Source organism: Mycobacterium sp. ACS1612 (assembly GCF_001667505.1).
Classification (GTDB): domain Bacteria; phylum Actinomycetota; class Actinomycetes; order Mycobacteriales; family Mycobacteriaceae; genus Mycobacterium.
Window position 1 is genome coordinate 173,810 of the sequence record NZ_LZHZ01000051.1, and the last position, 16,299, is coordinate 190,108.

The 16,299-nt window shown below is 66.4% G+C and carries 20 protein-coding genes; 12 read left to right on the plus strand and 8 right to left on the minus strand.

The genetic code is table 11. From position 1 onward, the window contains the following. Positions 1-6 precede the first annotated feature (6 nt). The gene (locus A5724_RS20830) at positions 7-1,635 is read left to right on the plus strand and encodes an NAD(P)/FAD-dependent oxidoreductase (RefSeq protein WP_067806399.1); all 1,629 of its coding nucleotides are present in this window, start codon (positions 7-9) and stop codon (positions 1,633-1,635) included. Positions 1,636-1,673: 38 nt separating this feature from the next. Here A5724_RS20830 and A5724_RS20835 read toward each other — a convergent pair whose 3' ends face one another. Together A5724_RS20835 and A5724_RS20840 are read right to left on the minus strand one after the other, a co-directional pair. Then, positions 1,674-2,549 carry an alpha/beta fold hydrolase gene (locus A5724_RS20835; RefSeq protein ID WP_067806402.1) on the minus strand — a complete coding sequence of 292 codons (876 nt, stop codon included), beginning with the start codon at positions 2,547-2,549 and terminating at the stop codon, positions 1,674-1,676. Positions 2,550-2,852: 303 nt separating this feature from the next. After that, positions 2,853-3,152, minus strand: coding sequence for a hypothetical protein (locus tag A5724_RS20840; RefSeq protein ID WP_067806405.1), 300 nt, complete (start codon positions 3,150-3,152; stop codon positions 2,853-2,855). Positions 3,153-3,337: 185 nt separating this feature from the next. On the opposite strand from A5724_RS20840, the gene A5724_RS20845 reads away from it, so the two are divergent. Genes A5724_RS20845 through A5724_RS20860 form a run of 4 tightly spaced genes read left to right on the plus strand, consistent with a single transcriptional unit; the run spans position 3,338 to position 5,280 of the window. After that, entirely contained in the window at positions 3,338-3,532 is a 195-nt protein-coding gene (locus A5724_RS20845; RefSeq protein ID WP_067806406.1) for a hypothetical protein, read from the plus strand. Then, positions 3,529-3,954, plus strand: coding sequence for a RidA family protein (locus A5724_RS20850; protein ID WP_067806408.1), 426 nt, complete (start codon positions 3,529-3,531; stop codon positions 3,952-3,954). Before A5724_RS20845 ends, A5724_RS20850 begins: the two co-directional genes overlap by 4 nt. A gap of 20 nt (positions 3,955-3,974) precedes the next feature. After that, a complete protein-coding gene (locus tag A5724_RS20855) occupies positions 3,975-4,847 on the plus strand; it encodes an SPFH domain-containing protein (protein ID WP_067806410.1) in 873 nt (290 codons plus the stop codon). Positions 4,848-4,878: 31 nt separating this feature from the next. After that, the gene (locus A5724_RS20860; protein WP_067806413.1) at positions 4,879-5,280 is read left to right on the plus strand and encodes a hypothetical protein; all 402 of its coding nucleotides are present in this window, start codon (positions 4,879-4,881) and stop codon (positions 5,278-5,280) included. Between the two features lies 1 nt (position 5,281). Here the strand turns inward: A5724_RS20860 and A5724_RS20865 are convergent, their stop codons facing one another. The 3 genes from A5724_RS20865 to nthB are packed head-to-tail and all read right to left on the minus strand — an operon-like array spanning position 5,282 to position 6,785. Next, on the minus strand, positions 5,282-5,569 hold the full coding sequence (locus A5724_RS20865; protein ID WP_067806416.1) for a nitrile hydratase accessory protein: 288 nt from the start codon (positions 5,567-5,569) through the stop codon (positions 5,282-5,284). Beyond that, positions 5,566-6,159, minus strand: coding sequence for a nitrile hydratase subunit alpha (gene nthA / locus A5724_RS20870; RefSeq protein WP_067806419.1), 594 nt, complete (start codon positions 6,157-6,159; stop codon positions 5,566-5,568). The genes A5724_RS20865 and nthA overlap by 4 nt, the downstream gene beginning before the upstream one ends. Next, positions 6,156-6,785: a nitrile hydratase subunit beta gene (nthB, locus tag A5724_RS20875; RefSeq protein WP_067806422.1), complete on the minus strand. Its 630-nt coding sequence runs from the start codon at positions 6,783-6,785 to the stop codon at positions 6,156-6,158. The genes nthA and nthB overlap by 4 nt, the downstream gene beginning before the upstream one ends. Positions 6,786-6,860: 75 nt before the next feature. Between nthB and A5724_RS20880 the strand changes: the two genes are divergently transcribed. Then, on the plus strand, positions 6,861-7,898 hold the full coding sequence (locus tag A5724_RS20880; RefSeq protein ID WP_232004914.1) for a hypothetical protein: 1,038 nt from the start codon (positions 6,861-6,863) through the stop codon (positions 7,896-7,898). Here A5724_RS20880 and A5724_RS20885 read toward each other — a convergent pair. Further along, positions 7,895-8,557, minus strand: coding sequence for a helix-turn-helix domain-containing protein (locus A5724_RS20885; protein ID WP_156752380.1), 663 nt, complete (start codon positions 8,555-8,557; stop codon positions 7,895-7,897). The two genes, A5724_RS20880 and A5724_RS20885, sit on opposite strands and share 4 nt — an antisense overlap. A gap of 115 nt (positions 8,558-8,672) precedes the next feature. Here A5724_RS20885 and A5724_RS20890 point away from each other — a divergent pair, with 115 nt between their 5' ends. Then, positions 8,673-9,086 (plus strand): N-acetylmuramic acid 6-phosphate etherase, encoded by a 414-nt coding sequence (locus A5724_RS20890; RefSeq protein WP_067806424.1) that lies wholly within the window; start codon positions 8,673-8,675, stop codon positions 9,084-9,086. A 44-nt stretch (positions 9,087-9,130) separates the two neighbouring features. Here A5724_RS20890 and A5724_RS20895 read toward each other — a convergent pair whose 3' ends face one another. Next, a complete protein-coding gene (locus tag A5724_RS20895) occupies positions 9,131-9,799 on the minus strand; it encodes a hypothetical protein (protein ID WP_067806428.1) in 669 nt (222 codons plus the stop codon). A 113-nt stretch (positions 9,800-9,912) separates the two neighbouring features. Here A5724_RS20895 and A5724_RS20900 point away from each other — a divergent pair, with 113 nt between their 5' ends. From A5724_RS20900 to holA, 3 genes are read left to right on the plus strand one after another with little or no spacing between them, the layout of a single operon-like run. Then, complete coding sequence (locus A5724_RS20900; protein WP_067806431.1) at positions 9,913-10,734, plus strand: ComEA family DNA-binding protein; 822 nt, start codon at positions 9,913-9,915, stop codon at positions 10,732-10,734. After that, complete coding sequence (locus A5724_RS20905; RefSeq protein ID WP_156752381.1) at positions 10,731-12,266, plus strand: ComEC/Rec2 family competence protein; 1,536 nt, start codon at positions 10,731-10,733, stop codon at positions 12,264-12,266. Before A5724_RS20900 ends, A5724_RS20905 begins: the two co-directional genes overlap by 4 nt. Before the next feature lie 33 nt (positions 12,267-12,299). Continuing rightward, on the plus strand, positions 12,300-13,241 hold the full coding sequence (holA, locus tag A5724_RS20910) for a DNA polymerase III subunit delta (RefSeq protein ID WP_197518737.1): 942 nt from the start codon (positions 12,300-12,302) through the stop codon (positions 13,239-13,241). Positions 13,242-13,253: 12 nt separating this feature from the next. On the opposite strand, the gene rpsT is transcribed toward holA, so the two are convergent. Continuing rightward, on the minus strand, positions 13,254-13,514 hold the full coding sequence (rpsT, locus tag A5724_RS20915) for a 30S ribosomal protein S20 (protein ID WP_067806436.1): 261 nt from the start codon (positions 13,512-13,514) through the stop codon (positions 13,254-13,256). A 239-nt stretch (positions 13,515-13,753) separates the two neighbouring features. Between rpsT and A5724_RS20920 the strand changes: the two genes are divergently transcribed. Next, positions 13,754-15,307 carry a circularly permuted type 2 ATP-grasp protein gene (locus A5724_RS20920; protein ID WP_067806564.1) on the plus strand — a complete coding sequence of 518 codons (1,554 nt, stop codon included), beginning with the start codon at positions 13,754-13,756 and terminating at the stop codon, positions 15,305-15,307. Between the two features lie 13 nt (positions 15,308-15,320). Next, a complete protein-coding gene (locus A5724_RS20925) occupies positions 15,321-16,298 on the plus strand; it encodes an alpha-E domain-containing protein (RefSeq protein WP_067806438.1) in 978 nt (325 codons plus the stop codon). Position 16,299 lies beyond the last annotated feature (1 nt).

A 16,299-nucleotide genomic window follows, 5' to 3' on the forward strand; every position in this document is an offset into this window, starting at 1 on the left:
GACGTCGTGACCGTCTCGGCAGATCCGCAGCAGCCCCTCGTTGATGCCGTCGTGGTCGGTGCGGGATTCGCCGGCCTGTACGCATTGCACAAACTCCGGTCGCAAGGCTTGTCGGTCCGGGTGTTCGAAGCGGCACCGGAGGTTGGCGGCACGTGGTACTACAACCGTTACCCGGGCGCGCGCTGCGACGTCGAGAGTGTCGACTACTGCTACTCGTTCTCCGACGAGTTGCAGCAGGAGTGGACGTGGACGGAGAAGTACGCCACCCAGGCGGAGATTTTGCGGTACCTGAACTGGGTCGCGGACAAGCTCGACCTTCGCGCAGGGATCACGTTCAATACGCGGGTCACCTCGGCGGTCCTCGACGAGGACACCCTGCGCTGGACGGTCACCAGCGACCGGGGAGAGGTCATCACGGCCAGGTTCGCCATTATGGCGACCGGGCCGCTTTCGGCGGCGGTGACACCGGACTTCCCGGGGTTGAGCACGTTCGCGGGGGAGGTGTATCACACCGCGCACTGGCCGCATGAACCCGTCGATTTCACCGGCAAGCGCATCGCCGTCATCGGGACGGGATCGTCGGGCATCCAGTCGGTTCCGGTGATAGCCGAGCAAGCCGATCAACTCTACGTCTTCCAGCGCACGCCCAATTACAGTGTGCCAGCCGGTAATCGGCCACTCAGCGACGAAGACGTCGCCGACTACAAGGCCAACTACGCCGAGCGGCGCCGCCTGTCGTGGCGCAGCGGCGGCGGATCGCCCCACATCGCACATCCGAAACTGACGCTGCAGGCCACCGCCGACGAGCGGCGCGAAGCGTTCGAAAAGCGTTGGGAATTGGGCGGCGTGCTCTTTTCGAAGACGTTCACCGACCAGATGACCGACATGGCGGCCAATGAGGAGGCCCGCAAGTTCTACGAGGAGAAGGTGCGCGCCGTCATCGACGACGCAGCCGTCGCGGACCTGCTGATTCCTACGGACCACCCGATCGGCACCAAACGAATCTGTACCGACACCAACTACTTCCAGACGTTCAATCGACGCAATGTGAAGCTGATCAGTGTCCGCGCCACGCCGATCGAGTCGATCGATGCCACCGGTATCAACACCTCCGACGCGCACTACGACCTCGACATGATCGTGTTCGCCACAGGTTTCGACGCTATGACCGGAGCGCTGGGCAAGATCGACATCGTCGGCCGTGCAGGTCAATTGATGCGGAACGACTGGAAGGACGGCCCGCGCACCTACCTCGGGATCGGCGTCGACGGGTTTCCCAATCTGTTCATCGTGTCGGGTCCTGGCGCCCCCGCGGTGCTCGCCAACATGGTGTTGCATGCCGAGGCACACGTGAACTGGATCGCGGACTGCATCAGATACCTGGATGCACACGGATACGCGGGTGTCGAAGCCACCCCTGATGCGGTGGACAACTGGCTCGCCGAATGCGCGCGGCGAGCCGAGGCGACCCTGTTCACCAAGGCGAACTCCTGGTACATGGGCACCAACATTCCCGGCAAGCCGCGTGTATTCATGCTGTTTCTCGGCGGATTCGCTGCCTACAACGACATCTGCGCCGAGGTCGCCGACGCCGGCTACAAAGGCTTCAATCTCATCAAGGCGACGGCGAAGTGATGTGTACGCGGATTTCGGCGCCGACGACTGGCATCGGGTCAGGAGGTAGAGCGGGTCAGGAATGCCATCACCGTGCTTTCAAACGCATCCTTGGCCTCGATCATCGCCCAGTGGCCGCAGTTCGGGAATACGTGCAGTTCGGCGTTGGGGATGGTCCGCATCGGGATCAGCGCCATGTCCAAGGGGCTCACTCGATCGTCGCGGCCCCAGGTGAGCAAGGTCGGCGCGGCTACCTTATGCATCAATGCCCACGGCATCGGAAGGTCGGCCGCCTTCATCATTGCCATCATCTGGGCGAACGCCGTCTTGCCATACATTCGGCGCGCTGAGGCCAACGTTGCTGGATCGGTGGCGAGTTTCCAGCGTTCCTCGATCAGCTGCTCCGTCACCAGACTCTGGTCGTAGACCATTGAATTCAGCCAGTCGACGAGGCGCTGGCGGGTCGGGTCCTCCGTGAACTCTTGAAGAAGCCGAATTCCCTCACTGGGCCCGGGGCTGAAGATGTTGGTACCGATGCCTCCGATCGTCACCAGCTTGCCGATGCGGTCGGGGTGTTGGATGGCGAAGTTGATACCGACCCCGCCGCCCATCGAATTACCGACGATGTCGACGTGGTCGAGGCCAAGCGCGTCGAGGAACGGGGTCACCGCCCCCTGAGCCGTGACCATCGGGTGGCCGCCGAAGTCATCGCTGACGCCGAACCCCGGGAACTCCAGGATCAGGCAGCGGAAGCGCTCGGCGAACGCGGGCAGTACACCTCGGAAATTCCGCCACCCTGTGACACCCGGACCCGAGCCGTGTAGGAACAGCAGCGTAGGGCCGTCACCGCTGTCGTAATAGCGTAGGGCACCTGCTGGAGTGGTGATTTCACGAAGATCCTGCCCGACGGTGGCGAGTTCAGATGAGTGAGTCACCCGCCCAGCCTGCCACGCCCGGCTCGAACCTCGCTGCGATGTTCCGCTGACTGGGCCTCCCGATAAGCGGGACGCTCACTGTGCCCTGGCTCGAGCGGCTGTGGGCGGGGTTGTTCGCGATGTCGGCTGAAAGTGTTCCGGTGGCAGTGATTTCGGATGGCGGCGGCCTCGTGATGAACGCCGACGCATGCGTCAAACTGCACGGTCCGCGGTGGGCACGGCCAACTCCGGAGTCGGCACTCACCCACCCAGACACAACGAAGGGGCACCCCTTGTGAGGGTGCCCCTTGCGTTTTGGGCGATCTACTTCACGTCGACGTAGACCGTCTTACCGGTGATGGTCGTTTCGAGACTGTCACCGGGGGTTCCGGAGTCAGTGCGGCTGTAGGTCTGGCCCGGCCGCACCGCGACGACGGTGGCCTGATCGAGCGGGGTGCCACCGACCCGGTTGACGATCACGTTGTAGCCGTCGGCCTGCAACTTGTTGATGGTGTCCTGGGCGCTGCCCGGCCCAGTCGGAGCCGCGGCGGCAGGTGCCGCCAAGCCAAGGATCGCGGCGGCGAATCCGCCTGCGATCAGGGATGCGAATCCGAACTTCGTCATTGTGCCCTCATCTTTTAGTGCCTCTTCACTTGTGTTCGTTCGCTGCAGCTGCCAATTTCAACTGTCAAGATCACGGCTTTAATTCCACTGGCAGGATTTGATTGACGTTTGGCAGTAACAAACCTGTTGACGGGTGTGCTCCTCGACAGGACGGCATCGCTGATCGCTGGGATGATCGTCCGACGGTGCTCAGCCCCGCCGCCGCGCTGCGCACGCATGGCATCCTGCGCGATTATTTCGGGCTTTCGCGAGCCGATGCCTACTCGTTCCTGTCGGTGGCCGCGGATTTCACCGTCACGCAGGTGGTCGATCAGCGCCAGGGTGTGCACTGCCGGATCGACAAACGGTGCTTTCCGCGCTGGTCTACAGTTTCGGCATGAGCGACAACGGGATTCGGTCATTCACATTCACCCCCGCCGACGGCGTGCCGCCTGCGGTAGCGCCGTTCGCTCACGCCACGGCCGCCGGTCAGACGCTGTATGTCACGGGCCAGATGCCGACCGACGTGACCGGCGCTGTGGTCGGCGACTACGTCGCGATCCAGACCGATCAGGTGCTCCGAAACCTGCTGCGGGTCACCGAACTGTGCGGCGGGGGACTGGCCGACGTCGTCTCGGTGCGCGCCTTCCTGCTCGACTGGAATGACTACGGCGCGTTCAACACCGCCTACGCGGCGTGGTTTCCCGACCGGCTGCCGTCGCGCACCTGCGTCGGTGTTACCGGGCTGGCGGTCGGGGCCCTGGTCGAGATCGATTGGGTGTGCTGGCGAAGCGACGGTTGGGGGAGCACACTCGGGTCATAACGCCCGTTGAGGAGGACACCATGAGCATCCTCTACACACTCACAGCGGCCGGTGTCGCCGGCCTGGCAGCCCTGTGGCTCGCAGTCCAGAACATTAGGGTGATCAAGCAGTTCGAGCGGGGCGTCGTCTACCGCTTCGGGCGGGTGCAGAGTCGGGTCCGGCAGCCCGGCTTGACCTGGCTGATTCCCTTCGCAGATCGTCTGCAGAAGGTGAACATGCAGATCATCACGTTGCCGGTGCCCGCACAGGACGGCATCACCCGCGACAACGTGACGGTGCGGGTGGACGCCGTCATCTACTTCCAGGTGGAGGATCCGGTCCGCGCGGCCGTCGACGTGCAGGATTACATGTCGGCGATCGGGCAGGTGGCGCAGACGTCGCTGCGGTCGATCATCGGTAAGAGCAACCTCGACGACCTGCTGTCGAATCGGGAACGGCTCAACCAGGGCCTGGAGTTGCTGATCGACAGCCCGGCGGTCGGCTGGGGCATCCAACTCGACCGCGTCGAGATCAAAGACGTGGTGCTGCCCGACTCGATGAAGCGCTCGATCGCCCGTCAAGCCGAAGCGGAGCGGGAGCGCCGGGCTCGCGTCATCACCGCCGACGGCGAACTGCAGGCCTCCGAAAAGCTGGCCCAGGCCGCGCAGGTGATGTCCGACGAACCGGCCGCACTTCAGCTTCGCCTACTGCAGACGGTGGTCGAGGTCGCCGCCGAGAAGAACTCCACGCTGATCCTGCCGTTCCCGGTCGAGTTGCTGCGGTTCCTGGAGCGGTCGACACCGCAACGCGATGACGCCGACGGCGAGACGCCTGAGTTGACGGCGCCGAAGGTGCCCGACGACGCCCGCGGCATCGACCTCAACGGGCCCGTGAGCCGTCGCGAAAACGTCTAGCCGACGCCGACGTTTCGGGCATGATCACCGGATGGCCCTTGACGCCGACGCGGTTGGCCGTTGGATCGACGAATATCTGGGCACCTTCGCCGCGTGCGCGCGCGGCGACGGTGACATGGCTTCGTTGCTGGGTCATTTCGGTGTGCCGATGGTCATCACGACCGACGAAGGCGTCGTCACCCTGATGACCGACGACGAAGCGGCGGCGGTCATGCAGAGTCAACTCGACGGGCTGCGGGCCCTCGGCTTCCACCACAGTCAGGTACGGCAGTCGGAAGTCACCATGCTCAATGCGACATCCTCGGTGTACCGGGCGACGCTGTCACGTCGCAACGCCGACGGCGACGAGATTGACTGCCCGACAGTCACCTACGTCATCACCGACGACGTGGCTGGCCCGCGGATCGTGCTGCTGGCCGCGCGCTCTCAATGACCTAGAGCGGCGCGCGCTCCGTCGGGGTGGCGGCGTCGAGTGCGGTGGACGTGGTCAGACCCAGCTCGACCACCATGGATTCCAATGCGGCCCCCCAGCTTTCGTAGTAGGGCCGGTTCGGTTCGGCGGCGATCTCGGCCATCAGCCGTTGACGAAATTCGTCCCACGGCACCCCGAGCTTGTCCACCAACGCCACCGCTATCGCCAAAGCGCGTGCCTGCCAAGGAGCCTCGAAAACCAACTCGCCGTTGTCGCGGGGCAGCGACGCGTCGTGTAGCGCGTCGGTCACAGCCGTTGCACCCCGATCATCGAGTCGCGGGTGACGAGCCCGGCGAGTTGCTCCTCGGACATGTCGTCGGTGCCCGCCGGACGCATCGGCACGACGAGGTAGCGTGCCTCGGCACTGGAGTCCCACACCCGGATTTCGACGTCAGCGGGAATCTCTGTGCCCAGTTCGGCGAGCAGCTTGCGCGGTTCGCGGACGGCACGTGACCGGTAGGCAGGCGATTTGTACCACTTCGGCGGCAGCCCCAGGATTGGCCACGGGTAACACGAACACAGGGTGCACACCACGAGGTTGTGCACCTGCGGGGTGTTCTCCACGGCCACCACGAAGTCGCCTTCGGGACCCTCGAAGCCGAATTCGCGAACCGCGGCGGTACCGTCTGCGAGCAGACGCTCCTTGTATGCGGGATCCGACCATGCGCGGGCCACCACCTTCGCCCCGTTCATCGGGCCGAGGTTGTCCTCGAAGTGCGCGACGATCTGATCGAGTGCTTCGAGGTCGAGAATGCCTTTCTCCACCAACACCGACTCGATCGCGGCGACCCGGGCCTCGATGGGAGCAATCGCTGCGGGGTGATGGTGATCGTTGGTCATCGCGGGTCCTCGAGGTAGCGCTCGAACAGGTTTACGCAGACCACTTCGCCGTCGGCGCCGGCCTCGCCCCACAGTTCGCGGGACGTGAAGCGCACGGCGTAGAGCGGGTCCGCCACGTCGCCACCGCCGTGGGCCGCGATGTCGTCGATGGCGAACGCGCCGTCGACGCGGACGACTGTACCTGTTCTGCCCTGCACGTAACGCGGTGCGCGGGTGTGTCCGGGTGGGTGCCACGCCCGGACACGGACCTCGTCTCCGACGGCGTAACGCGGCGTTGTGCGCGGACTGAGGTCGTCAGGCAGCACCCCGCGATCCGAATTCGACAACGGGAAACGGCCGCCGGCCCGACGGTCGAGTTCGTCCGTCGTCGTGACGTCCGCCTCGACCGCCATCGTGGTGGCGCCGGTCAGCCAGCGCTCGTAGTACGGCGAGGACAGGTAGTGCTGCGGCGCCATCCGTTCCATCGAGTGCCGGAACCGTCCGCCGGGCGGGTTTTGCGCCGCGATCCACCCGATCATCAGCCGGAACGCACGTCGCTCCCATTCCTCGGCGAAGTACGGTTCGGATACCTCGTGTGGAACCGGGCCGAACCCGTCGAGGCCGCCCAGATCATGCACGCCGTCCATCCGGGAAATCCTAATGCGGTCGATTCCTTCTATCTCGAACTTTTAGACAGTGGTGCCCGTATCAAGGGAGTGCCTATGCCATTGCGCTCAACCGTCCTTGCCAGCGCCGCTGTCGTCGGTGCAGTGACCGTGTCGCCGATCGCCCCGCCTGCGCATCACCAGTCACCGCCTGCGGTCTCTCGAGACGTGCAGCTGACCGCCGCCACCGCACCGGCGCTCGGGTCTATACCGCTGGCGTTCATCGGCAATCAGCTTCACTACTGCAGTCTCATCTGTCCGTTCGCTGTGCAGGGCGCGGTCACCGTGCCGCTGGGCGCGCTGGAAGCCCCTGCGGCGTTCCTGGGGTCGCTCGCGTCGACGGGTTCGCCGCTGCAGGCGATCGGCGCTGCCGCGGCGTCGGTGACCGGACCGGCGAACGCGGCCGTGACACCGTTGATCAACAACGACGTGTTCCTGGTGGTGCCGAAGGCGTTTCACGCACTCGACGTCGCCGTGGTCGAGGGGTTCAACGTCGCGGCGGCGGCCGCAACGCCGGGGCAGTTCCTTGCGGCCGTGCAGACCGCGCGCAGCGACATCCTCAATGCGCTCGATCAACCTGTCGGCACCCCGACGACGCCGACCGGTGCCACGAACGTGTTCCAGGTGCTCGCGGTCAGCGCCATTGATGTGACGACGGCGGTGGCATTCCAAGCCGGTGAATTGCTGCTCTCCGGTGCGGTGCAGATCGCCGACGCCTCGGCGCAGAACTTGGCGAAAACCGGAAATCCCGCGACCGCGTTGGCGGCTGGCGTGGCGCAGGCGCGCGAGGTGGCCGCGACGGCCGCCGCACCCGTCGTGGGAGCGGTGGACACCGCTCTGACCAGTATTCGCAACTCGCTGCATGCTCCGTTCCCCGCCGCCACGAAGATGCCTGCCACGACTGACGAGTCGAAGCAGGTGGAGGCGGTCACAACCGAAACACGAAGCAGCAAAAGGGGTTCGGAGCGTGTGGCCATTGCGGGCGCCTCCCGCGCTACGACCGCGGACGCCAAGCCGACGCCCAAGCACAAGGACCGCCGCCCAGCGGCCGCCAAGCACGACCATCCCGCCAACCACGCCGGGAAAAAGCACTAATCCGGTGCCTCGCCGGGGACGGGAAACGCTTGTCGGAACCGGTCAGCGAGTGCCCTGTCCCCGGTGAGACGCAGCTGTCCGGCTGACATCGCGTCGTCGAACGAGGCGTCGGGATTCAGCAGTGAAAGCAGGGTGGCCTCGTCGGTGTCGAGTACGAGGTCCGGTTCGTCCGCCTCGCCGCGGTCTATGTGCAATTGGCCGTCGGCGATGCGGACCGCGAAATGTGCCTCCCCGAAAGACAATCCGATCGTTGCGGTCAAGCCGTCTATGGCGGGCGGATGAAACCGCGTCTTGAGCGACAACATCAGCGAGTCCGGCCCCAGCGGCAGGTCGTACCGCATCAGCGGTGATTTGTGGACCCACTGCGCCAACTCGAGAATGATGTCCTCGAGTTCGGCTCCCCAGTCCGTGAGCTCGTATACCCAAGCGGCAGCGGGCGGTCCGAGGCGGCGGCGCCGCACCACGCCGGCGTCGCTGAGATCACGTAGCCGCTGAGTGAGCACGTCGGAGCTTGCGCCATGCAGGCCGTCGAGCAGATCGGTGAAGCGTTTCGGCCCCAGCACTAGTTCCCGCACCACCAGCAGGGCCCATCTCTCGCCGACCACATCCAGAGCCTGCGCAATCGCGCAGCCGTCTTCGTATTTCCGCTTACCTACCACGCGGCAAGTCTACCTAGGACAAATTCGACAGTCGAATCAAACACTTGGTTTTTCCAACTAAAAAGATGTAATGTCCAAGTGTCGGCTTCCCGACAATCAACTAGGAGATGACGAAATGCCCGTATTCACCATCGATGCACCACTCGGAGCGAGCGGAGACGCCAAGCACAAGATGATGAAAGAGATTCACGATGCGCTCGACGAGGCCTATCACTTCCCGGACACCCGCGGCTGGCTGCGGGAGTATCCAGCCGAGAACGTTTCGCAGGACGGACGTGTGCTCGCCGAGCCCGTGCGGCCGGTGTGCTCATTAGAGGTGCCGGAACTGGCGAGCCTCGATGCCAAACGCAAACTGGTGCAGAAGATCGAAGACGCGATCGGCGGTGCGTACACCGGAGTGGCCAACGTGGATGAGGTGCTCGTGCTCATCAACCACTACCCGTTGCATGATGTCGGCTGGCGGCAGAGCCTCCAGTCCGACAAGCCCGAGATTGTCGCTGCCGTCGATCAACTGAACGCCGGCTCCTGACCGAGAACCGAACCGGGGCTGGGTGTTCGCCGACCGGCCCCGGTTCAGTCAGCTGTTTCGTCGACGGTGGCTACCGTCGGCTCATCAGCGGATACCAGCGACAACGCGACGCCCAGCGCGAGGAAGAAGACCACGAACAGCGGGCCACCGAGATACAAGTTCATCGCGCCGCCGGGGGAGATGAAACTGGCGGGCGGACCGATGATCGTGATCGTTTCGATCAGTTGCTCGACTGTGAACACCGCGGCCAGGATGCCAAGCCATCGCGGAAGGCGATCTTCGTTGGCGACCAAGAGGATTGGCACCGCAACCATGATGTTGGCGACGGTGAGCATCGGCCCGAACATCGCGACGATGTCCGCGATGGTGCGCGCTGTCGCAGAGCCGAGTTGGGCAGGGTGCAGCGCCAGACCCGCCGTGAACCACACTCCGATGAACACTTGGACCAGCACGACGGCGGAGCCGATGGTGAACACGTACGCCTGCGGTCCGGTGAGCTTGTCGCGGGCGTAGCCGAGCACCACGACCAACGCCAGAGCGCCGAACGCCACCAGCAGCGCCCGCATCCGCAGCGCACCGGAACTCGCGGTGACGAACGAGACGATGTCGTAGCCGGGCTGGTCGATCCCCGGCAGCGCCGGAACCAGGAACAGCGCGGCGGCGAAGAGGACCGCGAACGCGATACCAGCGATCATCGGGACGCGACGGTCCATAGCAAATCACTGTAGACAACCCAGTTATCCACACCCGGGATTTCATCCACAGGGCGCGTTGCCGTCCGCTGCATGCGGGCGGGCGCGTCCGCCGACGCGCCTACTTTGTCGGCATGCGAACCGAATTGCCCGCCGAGCGGCTTGCGCGCCGTCTCGGCGGTGAAACCGAATCACCCGCCGACGGCGACGCAGAGCCGGACACGTCGCTGTCCCGATGGCTGCCCGATACCGCAAAACCGAATGGCGGGCCGGGCTGGAGCGCCACCGTGCGGGCCGACCCCGGCCGCGCGGGCGTCATCGCGCTGGCCGCCGTCGGTGTCATCGCTGTCCTGGTGACCGTCTTCGCCGTGGCGCGCGATAAAACACCGGCGGTGGCATCGGCGAAATTGCCTCCGGTGGAAATGGTTTCGTCGGCCAAGCCGACGCCGGGGGCGGCACCGGCTGAGGCGTCCGGACCCGTGATCGTCAGCGTGGTTGGTCTTGTGCACAAGCCGGGGCTCGTCACGTTGGCGCCCGGTGCCCGCATCGCCGACGCGCTCACGGCGGCGGGCGGGGCGCTGGATGGCGCCGACCTGATCGGGCTCAACATGGCCCGGCGGGTGACCGACGGGGAACAGGTCATCGTCGGGATCACCGGGCCGCCCGGTAAGCCGGCTCAGATGGGAAGCTCGATCAGCTCAGGACCCGTGCCCGCAGCTCCGGCAGATCCGCCGCCGACCGCTGGAAACGATTCGGGTCCAGCCGGTTTGGTCGATCTGAACACCGCGACGGTGGAGCAACTCGATGCGCTGCCGGGCGTCGGTCCCGTGACAGCCGCCGCGATCGTCGCCTGGCGTGACGCCAACGGAAGGTTCACCAGCATCGACCAACTCGGCGATGTAGACGGTATCGGACCTGCGCGGCTGGAGAAGCTGCGCGCCCATGTCCGTGTGTGACGTCGCCGGACGCCGACGCCGCGCGGCTGGACCTGCGGCTGGTTCCTGCGGCGCTGACAGGCTGGGCGGTCACCGCTGCCGGGATCCTCTGGGGCGGCCGCGGTTCAATCGTCGTGGTCGTCGTCGCGGTGGCCGCGACGGCGGTGGCGGGGCGGTGGGGTAGTGGGCGCCGCGCCGCTCAGGTCCGCACTGGAGTCGCGGCCGGAACGGTCGCCGTTGCCGTCGTCGGCGTGGGTTTCGCCGCGGCGATCGGCATGCGGGTCAACGACCTTCGTCACCACCCCATCGCCGAGCGGTATGGCACGGTCGCCGCCGTCGTCGTGACCCCCAGCGAAACACCTCGCTCACTCGGCGGCGCGCGCATGATGTTCCGCGGAGAGTTGCAACGGGTCGGAGCCGTCGAAATGTCCGGCCGGGTAGTGGTTTTCGCGAGCACCGTAGATTTCGCCGAGCTGACCGCGGGGCGGCCTGCAAGTATTCCGGCCCGCATCGGCAGGCCGACTCGGCGCGACCTGACGGTGGCGGTGCTGTCGTCGACGGGTGAACCGCGATTGGGCGAGGCCGCGCCGATCGACAAGGTCGCGCACGGGATCCGCGCCGGGTTCGCCGACGCCGCGCGCGTCGTGTTGCCCGCGGACCAGGCGGCGATGCTGCCGGCACTGGTGCTGGGCGACACGTCGACGCTCAGCCCGCAGACCACCGCGGAGTTCCGCGCGTCGGGGCTGACGCACCTGACCGCCGTGTCGGGCGCGAACGTGACCATCGTCTGCGGCGCGATGTTGATGACCGCCGCGGTGTTGGGGCCAAGGCTGGCGGTCGCGCTGGCTGCGCTCGGCTTGGTCGCGTTCGTGATCGTCGTGCAGCCGTCGGCCAGCGTCCTGCGGGCCGCGGTGATGGGCGCGATCACGCTGCTGGCGGTGGTGTCGCACCGACGCAGGCAGGCCATTCCGGTGCTGTCGGCCAGCGTGCTGATGCTGATGATCGCCGCGCCCGAGTTGGCCGTCGACGTCGGCTTCGCGTTGTCGGTATCGGCTACGGCGGCGCTGGTCGTCATCGCACCGACGTGGTCGCGGCGCCTGGTCGGGCGGGGCTGGCCGAAGCCGCTGGCCGACGCGGTCAGCGTGGCCGTCGCCGCTCAGCTTGTCACGGCGCCGCTGGTGGCGGGCATGTCGGGCACCTTCAGCGTGGTGTCGGTGGCCGCCAACCTGGCCGTCGCCGCGGTGATCCCACCGATCACCGTCGTCGGCACGGCCGCCGCGGCACTGTGCCCGCTGTGGCCGGCCGGGGCGCAACTGTTGATCCGGTTCACCGGCCCGCAGCTGTGGTGGCTGCTGCGGGTCGCGCACTGGGCGTCGGGCGTTCCTGGCGCGGCGATCGATGTGCCGTCGGGGCTGCCAGGAGTGCTGTGCGTCGCCGTCGCCGGTGTCGCGGCGGTGGTGTCGTGGCGGTGGCGATGGGTGCGCATCGGCGCGGGAGTGGCCGCGGTGTGCGTGTTGGCGTGGACGGTCTCGGGGGCTGTCGGCTGGACATGACACGATTGCGAGGTGAGCGAACCGGTCGCGAATTTGCATCTGGTGTTGGGTGAAGAAGAGCTTCTCGTCGAGCGGGCGGTGGCCGCGGTGCTGCGGCAGGCGCGCAAGCAGGCGGGCACCGACGACGTCCCGGTGGATCGGTTACGCGCGGGCGAGGTCAGCACCAGCGAACTGGCCGAACTGCTCAGCCCCTCGCTGTTCGCCGACGAGCGCGTCGTCGTCCTCGAGTCGGCCGCCGAAGCGGGTAAGGAGGCGGTCGCGCTGATCGCTGGCGTCGCGGCCGATCTGCCGCCGGGCACCATGCTGGTCGTCGTGCATTCTGGTGGCGGTCGCGCGAAAGCGCTGGCGGATCAGCTGAAAAAGCTTGGCGCCCAAGTACATCCATGCGACAAGATCAAGTGGCCGAATGAGCGCGTCGACTTCGTGCGAAAGGAGTTCCGTGCGCTGAAGGTCAAGGTCAGCGACGACACCGTCACCGCTCTCGTCGAGGCCGTCGGCTCCGATATCCGCGAATTGGCTTCCGCCTGTTCGCAATTGGCCGCTGACACCGCCGGGCAGATCGACGCGGCCGCGGTGCGTCGCTACCACTCGCGGAAGGCCGAGGTGAAGGGCTGGGACATCGCAGACAAGGCCGTCGTCGGCGACGTCGCCGGTGCGGCCGAAGCACTGCGGTGGGCGATGATGAGCGGCGAACCGCAAGTGGTGCTCGCCGACGCACTGGCCGAGGCGGTGCACACCATCGCCAGGGTGGCGCCGCTGTCCGGTGACCCTTACCGGCTGGCCTCCGAACTGGGCATGCCGCCGAAGCGGGTGCAGAAGGTGCAGAGGCAGGCGCGACGGTGGTCGCGGAGTTCGATCGCCGAGGCCATGCAGTTGGTCGCGGCGTTGAACGCCGACGTCAAGGGCGCGGCGGCGGACGCCGACTATGCACTGGAGACGGCGGTCAGGAAGGTCGCCGAGTTGGCCGCAGACTAGCGGCGGACCGAATCAGATCTTGTTGAGCGCGCGGGCCAGCGCCGACTTGCGGTTGGCCGCCTGGTTCTTGTGGATGACGCCCTTGCTCGCGGCCTTGTCCAGCTTGCGGCTGGTCGACACCAGCAACTCGCCGGCCTTCTCCTTATCGCCCGCCTCGATGGCCTCGCGGAATCCCCGGACCGCGGTGTGAAGCGACGACTTCACCGACTTGTTGCGCAGTCTGCGGCGCTCATTGGTGCGATTGCGCTTTTCCTGCGACTTGATGTTGGCCACGCGGTAATTCCTTCGAAATCTAGGTTGGGTTACTCAAAGTCCGTTTCGCGCCGCGCCTGACGGCGGGCAGCGACTGTTCAGGGTACCAGCGCGCCCCCGAATCTCCCAAAGCGGAGCCGTCTGGCCTGCCGAAACGGCTCACTTGGTGCAGCATGTGATGGGTGAGCCTTCGCACCGTCCCAACCGAGACAGCACGGACATCGCGTGGGAACGGGCGGACGCCCAAACGGTACGACGGCATCTTCGACGGCTACAAAAAGGCCGGCCGCTACTCGCGGGCCTTCGACGAGATGTTCGACGCCGACGGCAACGTGCGCGGCCCGTACAAGGGCATCTTCGCCGAGCTTGCTCCGTCGGACGCCTCCGAACTGGCCGCCCGCGCCGAGGCGCTCGGCCGTGCATTCATCGACCAGGGCATCACGTTTTCGCTGTCCGGCCAGGAGCGCCCCTTCCCGCTGGACCTGGTCCCTCGGGTGATCTCGGCGGCCGAGTGGACGCGCCTCGAGCGGGGCATCACGCAGCGGGTCAAGGCCCTGGAGCATTACCTCGATGACATCTACGGCGAACAGGAGATCCTGCGCGACGGCGTCATCCCGCGCCGGTTGGTCACCTCCTGCGAGCACTTCCACCGCGAGGCCGCCGGCATCGTGCCGCCCAACGGTGTGCGCATCCACGTCGCGGGCATCGACCTGATACGCGACGCCAAGGGCGACTTCCGGGTGCTCGAGGACAATCTGCGCTCGCCGTCCGGGGTGTCCTACGTGATGGAGAACCGGCGCACGATGGCGCGGGTGTTCCCGAACCTGTTCGCGACGCACCGGGTCCGCGCGGTTGGCGACTATTCGTCGCACCTGCTGCGAGCGCTGCGCAACGCCGCGGCCAACAACGTCGCCGATCCAACGGTGGTGGTGCTCACCCCGGGCGTCTACAACTCGGCGTACTTCGAGCACTCGCTGCTGGCCCGCCAGATGGGCGTCGAACTGGTCGAAGGTCGCGATCTGTTCTGCCGCGACAACGCCGTCTACATGCGCACGACCGAAGGCGAGCGGCAGGTCGACGTCATCTACCGCCGGATCGACGACGCGTTCCTCGACCCGATGCAGTTCCGGCCCGACTCGGTGCTCGGGGTCGCAGGTCTGCTCAACGCCGCACGCGCGGGCAACGTCGTCATTTCCAGTGCGGTCGGCAACGGCGTCGGCGACGACAAGCTGGTCTACACGTATGTGCCGACGATCATCGAGTACTACCTGGGCGAGAAGCCGCTGCTGGCCAACGTCGACACCTACCGCTGCTGGCTGGACGACGAACGCGCCCAAGTGCTCGACCGCGTCGCCGAACTGGTCATCAAACCGGTGGAGGGTTCCGGCGGCTACGGCATCGTGTTCGGCCCCGACGCGTCACCCAAGGAGCTGGCCGCGATCAGCAAGAAGATCCGCAGCGATCCGCGCGGCTGGATCGCCCAGCCGGTCATGCAGCTCTCTACGGTGCCCACCCAGATCGGCGACAAACTGGCACCCCGCCACGTCGATCTGCGGCCGTTCGCCGTCAACGACGGCGACCACGTGTGGGTGCTGCCCGGCGGGCTGACCCGGGTCGCGTTGCCGGAGGGGTCGCTGGTGGTGAACTCCAGTCAGGGCGGCGGCTCCAAGGACACCTGGGTGTTGGCGTCGAGAGCGTCGGTCGCCGACCGTGAACTCGCGGCGGCCGAGGTGGTGCGGTCACTGCCGAAGGCGAAGGCCAAGTCGAAGTCGGACAACGGCGACGGCCAGTCACAAGACCAACAGCAGCAGTAGGGGGCGATTTTCGATGTTGGCGCGCAACGCTGAATCGCTGTACTGGATCGGGCGCTACGTCGAACGGGCCGACGACACCGCTCGCATCCTCGACGTCACGGTGCACCAGTTGCTCGAGGACTCCAGTGTCGACCCGGACCAGGCGTCGCGCACCCTGCTGCGGGTGCTCGGCATCGAGGCGCCCCAGCAGCAGTTGGACGTCTGGTCGCTGACCGACCTGGTCGCGTTCAGCCGCGACACCGCGGGCGGCTGCTCGATCGTCGAGTCCATCTCCGCCGCGCGGGAAAACGCCCGCGGCGCACGCGAAGTCACGTCCACCGAGATCTGGGAGTGCCTGAACACCACCTACAACGCGCTGGCCGAACGTGAACGCGCTGCCAAACGTCTTGGCCCGCACGAGTTCCTGTCCTACGTCGAGGGTCGCGCCGCCATGTTCGCCGGCCTCGCGGACTCGACGCTGAGCCGTGACGACGGGTATCGGTTCATGGTGCTGGGCCGCGCCATCGAACGGGTGGACATGATGGTGCGGCTGCTGCTGTCACGTGTCGGTGACAGCGCGGCATCGCCCGCGTGGGTCACGCTGCTGCGGTCGGCGGGCGCGCACGACACCTACCTGCGCACCTACCGCGGCGTGATGGACGCCGGCCGCGTCGTCGAATTCGTGCTTCTCGACCGGCTTTTCCCCCGCTCGATCTTCTACTCGCTGCGGCTGGCCGAACACAGCCTCGACGAACTGCTCAACCGCCCGCACAGCCGGCTCGGCGCCACCGCAGAGGCGCAACGACTGCTCGGCCGCGCGCGCAGCGAACTGGAATTCCTGCAGCCGGGTGCGCTGCTCGATTCGCTGGAGAAGCGGCTGGCCGGTCTGCAGAAGACCTGCCACGACGTCGGAGAGGCGTTGGCCGTGCAGTACTTCCACTCGGCGCCGTGGGTGGCGTGGCATGACGCAGGGCACAACGGAACGCTTGTCATCGAGGAAGGCGAAGTCTGAC

Bases quoted from the DNA above. Each gene is read 5' to 3' on its own strand.
- A5724_RS20840 (WP_067806405.1), bottom strand. From the start codon at position 3,152: ATGACGAAGTTCGGATTCGCATCCCTGATCGCAGGCGGATTCGCCGCC.
- A5724_RS20850 (WP_067806408.1), top strand. From the start codon at position 3,529: ATGAGCGACAACGGGATTCGGTCATTCACATTCACCCCCGCCGACGGC.
- A5724_RS20855 (WP_067806410.1), top strand. From the start codon at position 3,975: ATGAGCATCCTCTACACACTCACAGCGGCCGGTGTCGCCGGCCTGGCA.
- A5724_RS20860 (WP_067806413.1), top strand. From the start codon at position 4,879: ATGGCCCTTGACGCCGACGCGGTTGGCCGTTGGATCGACGAATATCTG.
- nthA (WP_067806419.1), bottom strand. From the start codon at position 6,159: ATGACCAACGATCACCATCACCCCGCAGCGATTGCTCCCATCGAGGCC.
- nthB (WP_067806422.1), bottom strand. From the start codon at position 6,785: ATGGACGGCGTGCATGATCTGGGCGGCCTCGACGGGTTCGGCCCGGTT.
- A5724_RS20880 (WP_232004914.1), top strand. From the start codon at position 6,861: ATGCCATTGCGCTCAACCGTCCTTGCCAGCGCCGCTGTCGTCGGTGCA.
- A5724_RS20890 (WP_067806424.1), top strand. From the start codon at position 8,673: ATGCCCGTATTCACCATCGATGCACCACTCGGAGCGAGCGGAGACGCC.
- A5724_RS20895 (WP_067806428.1), bottom strand. From the start codon at position 9,799: ATGGACCGTCGCGTCCCGATGATCGCTGGTATCGCGTTCGCGGTCCTC.
- A5724_RS20900 (WP_067806431.1), top strand. From the start codon at position 9,913: ATGCGAACCGAATTGCCCGCCGAGCGGCTTGCGCGCCGTCTCGGCGGT.
- A5724_RS20925 (WP_067806438.1), top strand. From the start codon at position 15,321: ATGTTGGCGCGCAACGCTGAATCGCTGTACTGGATCGGGCGCTACGTC.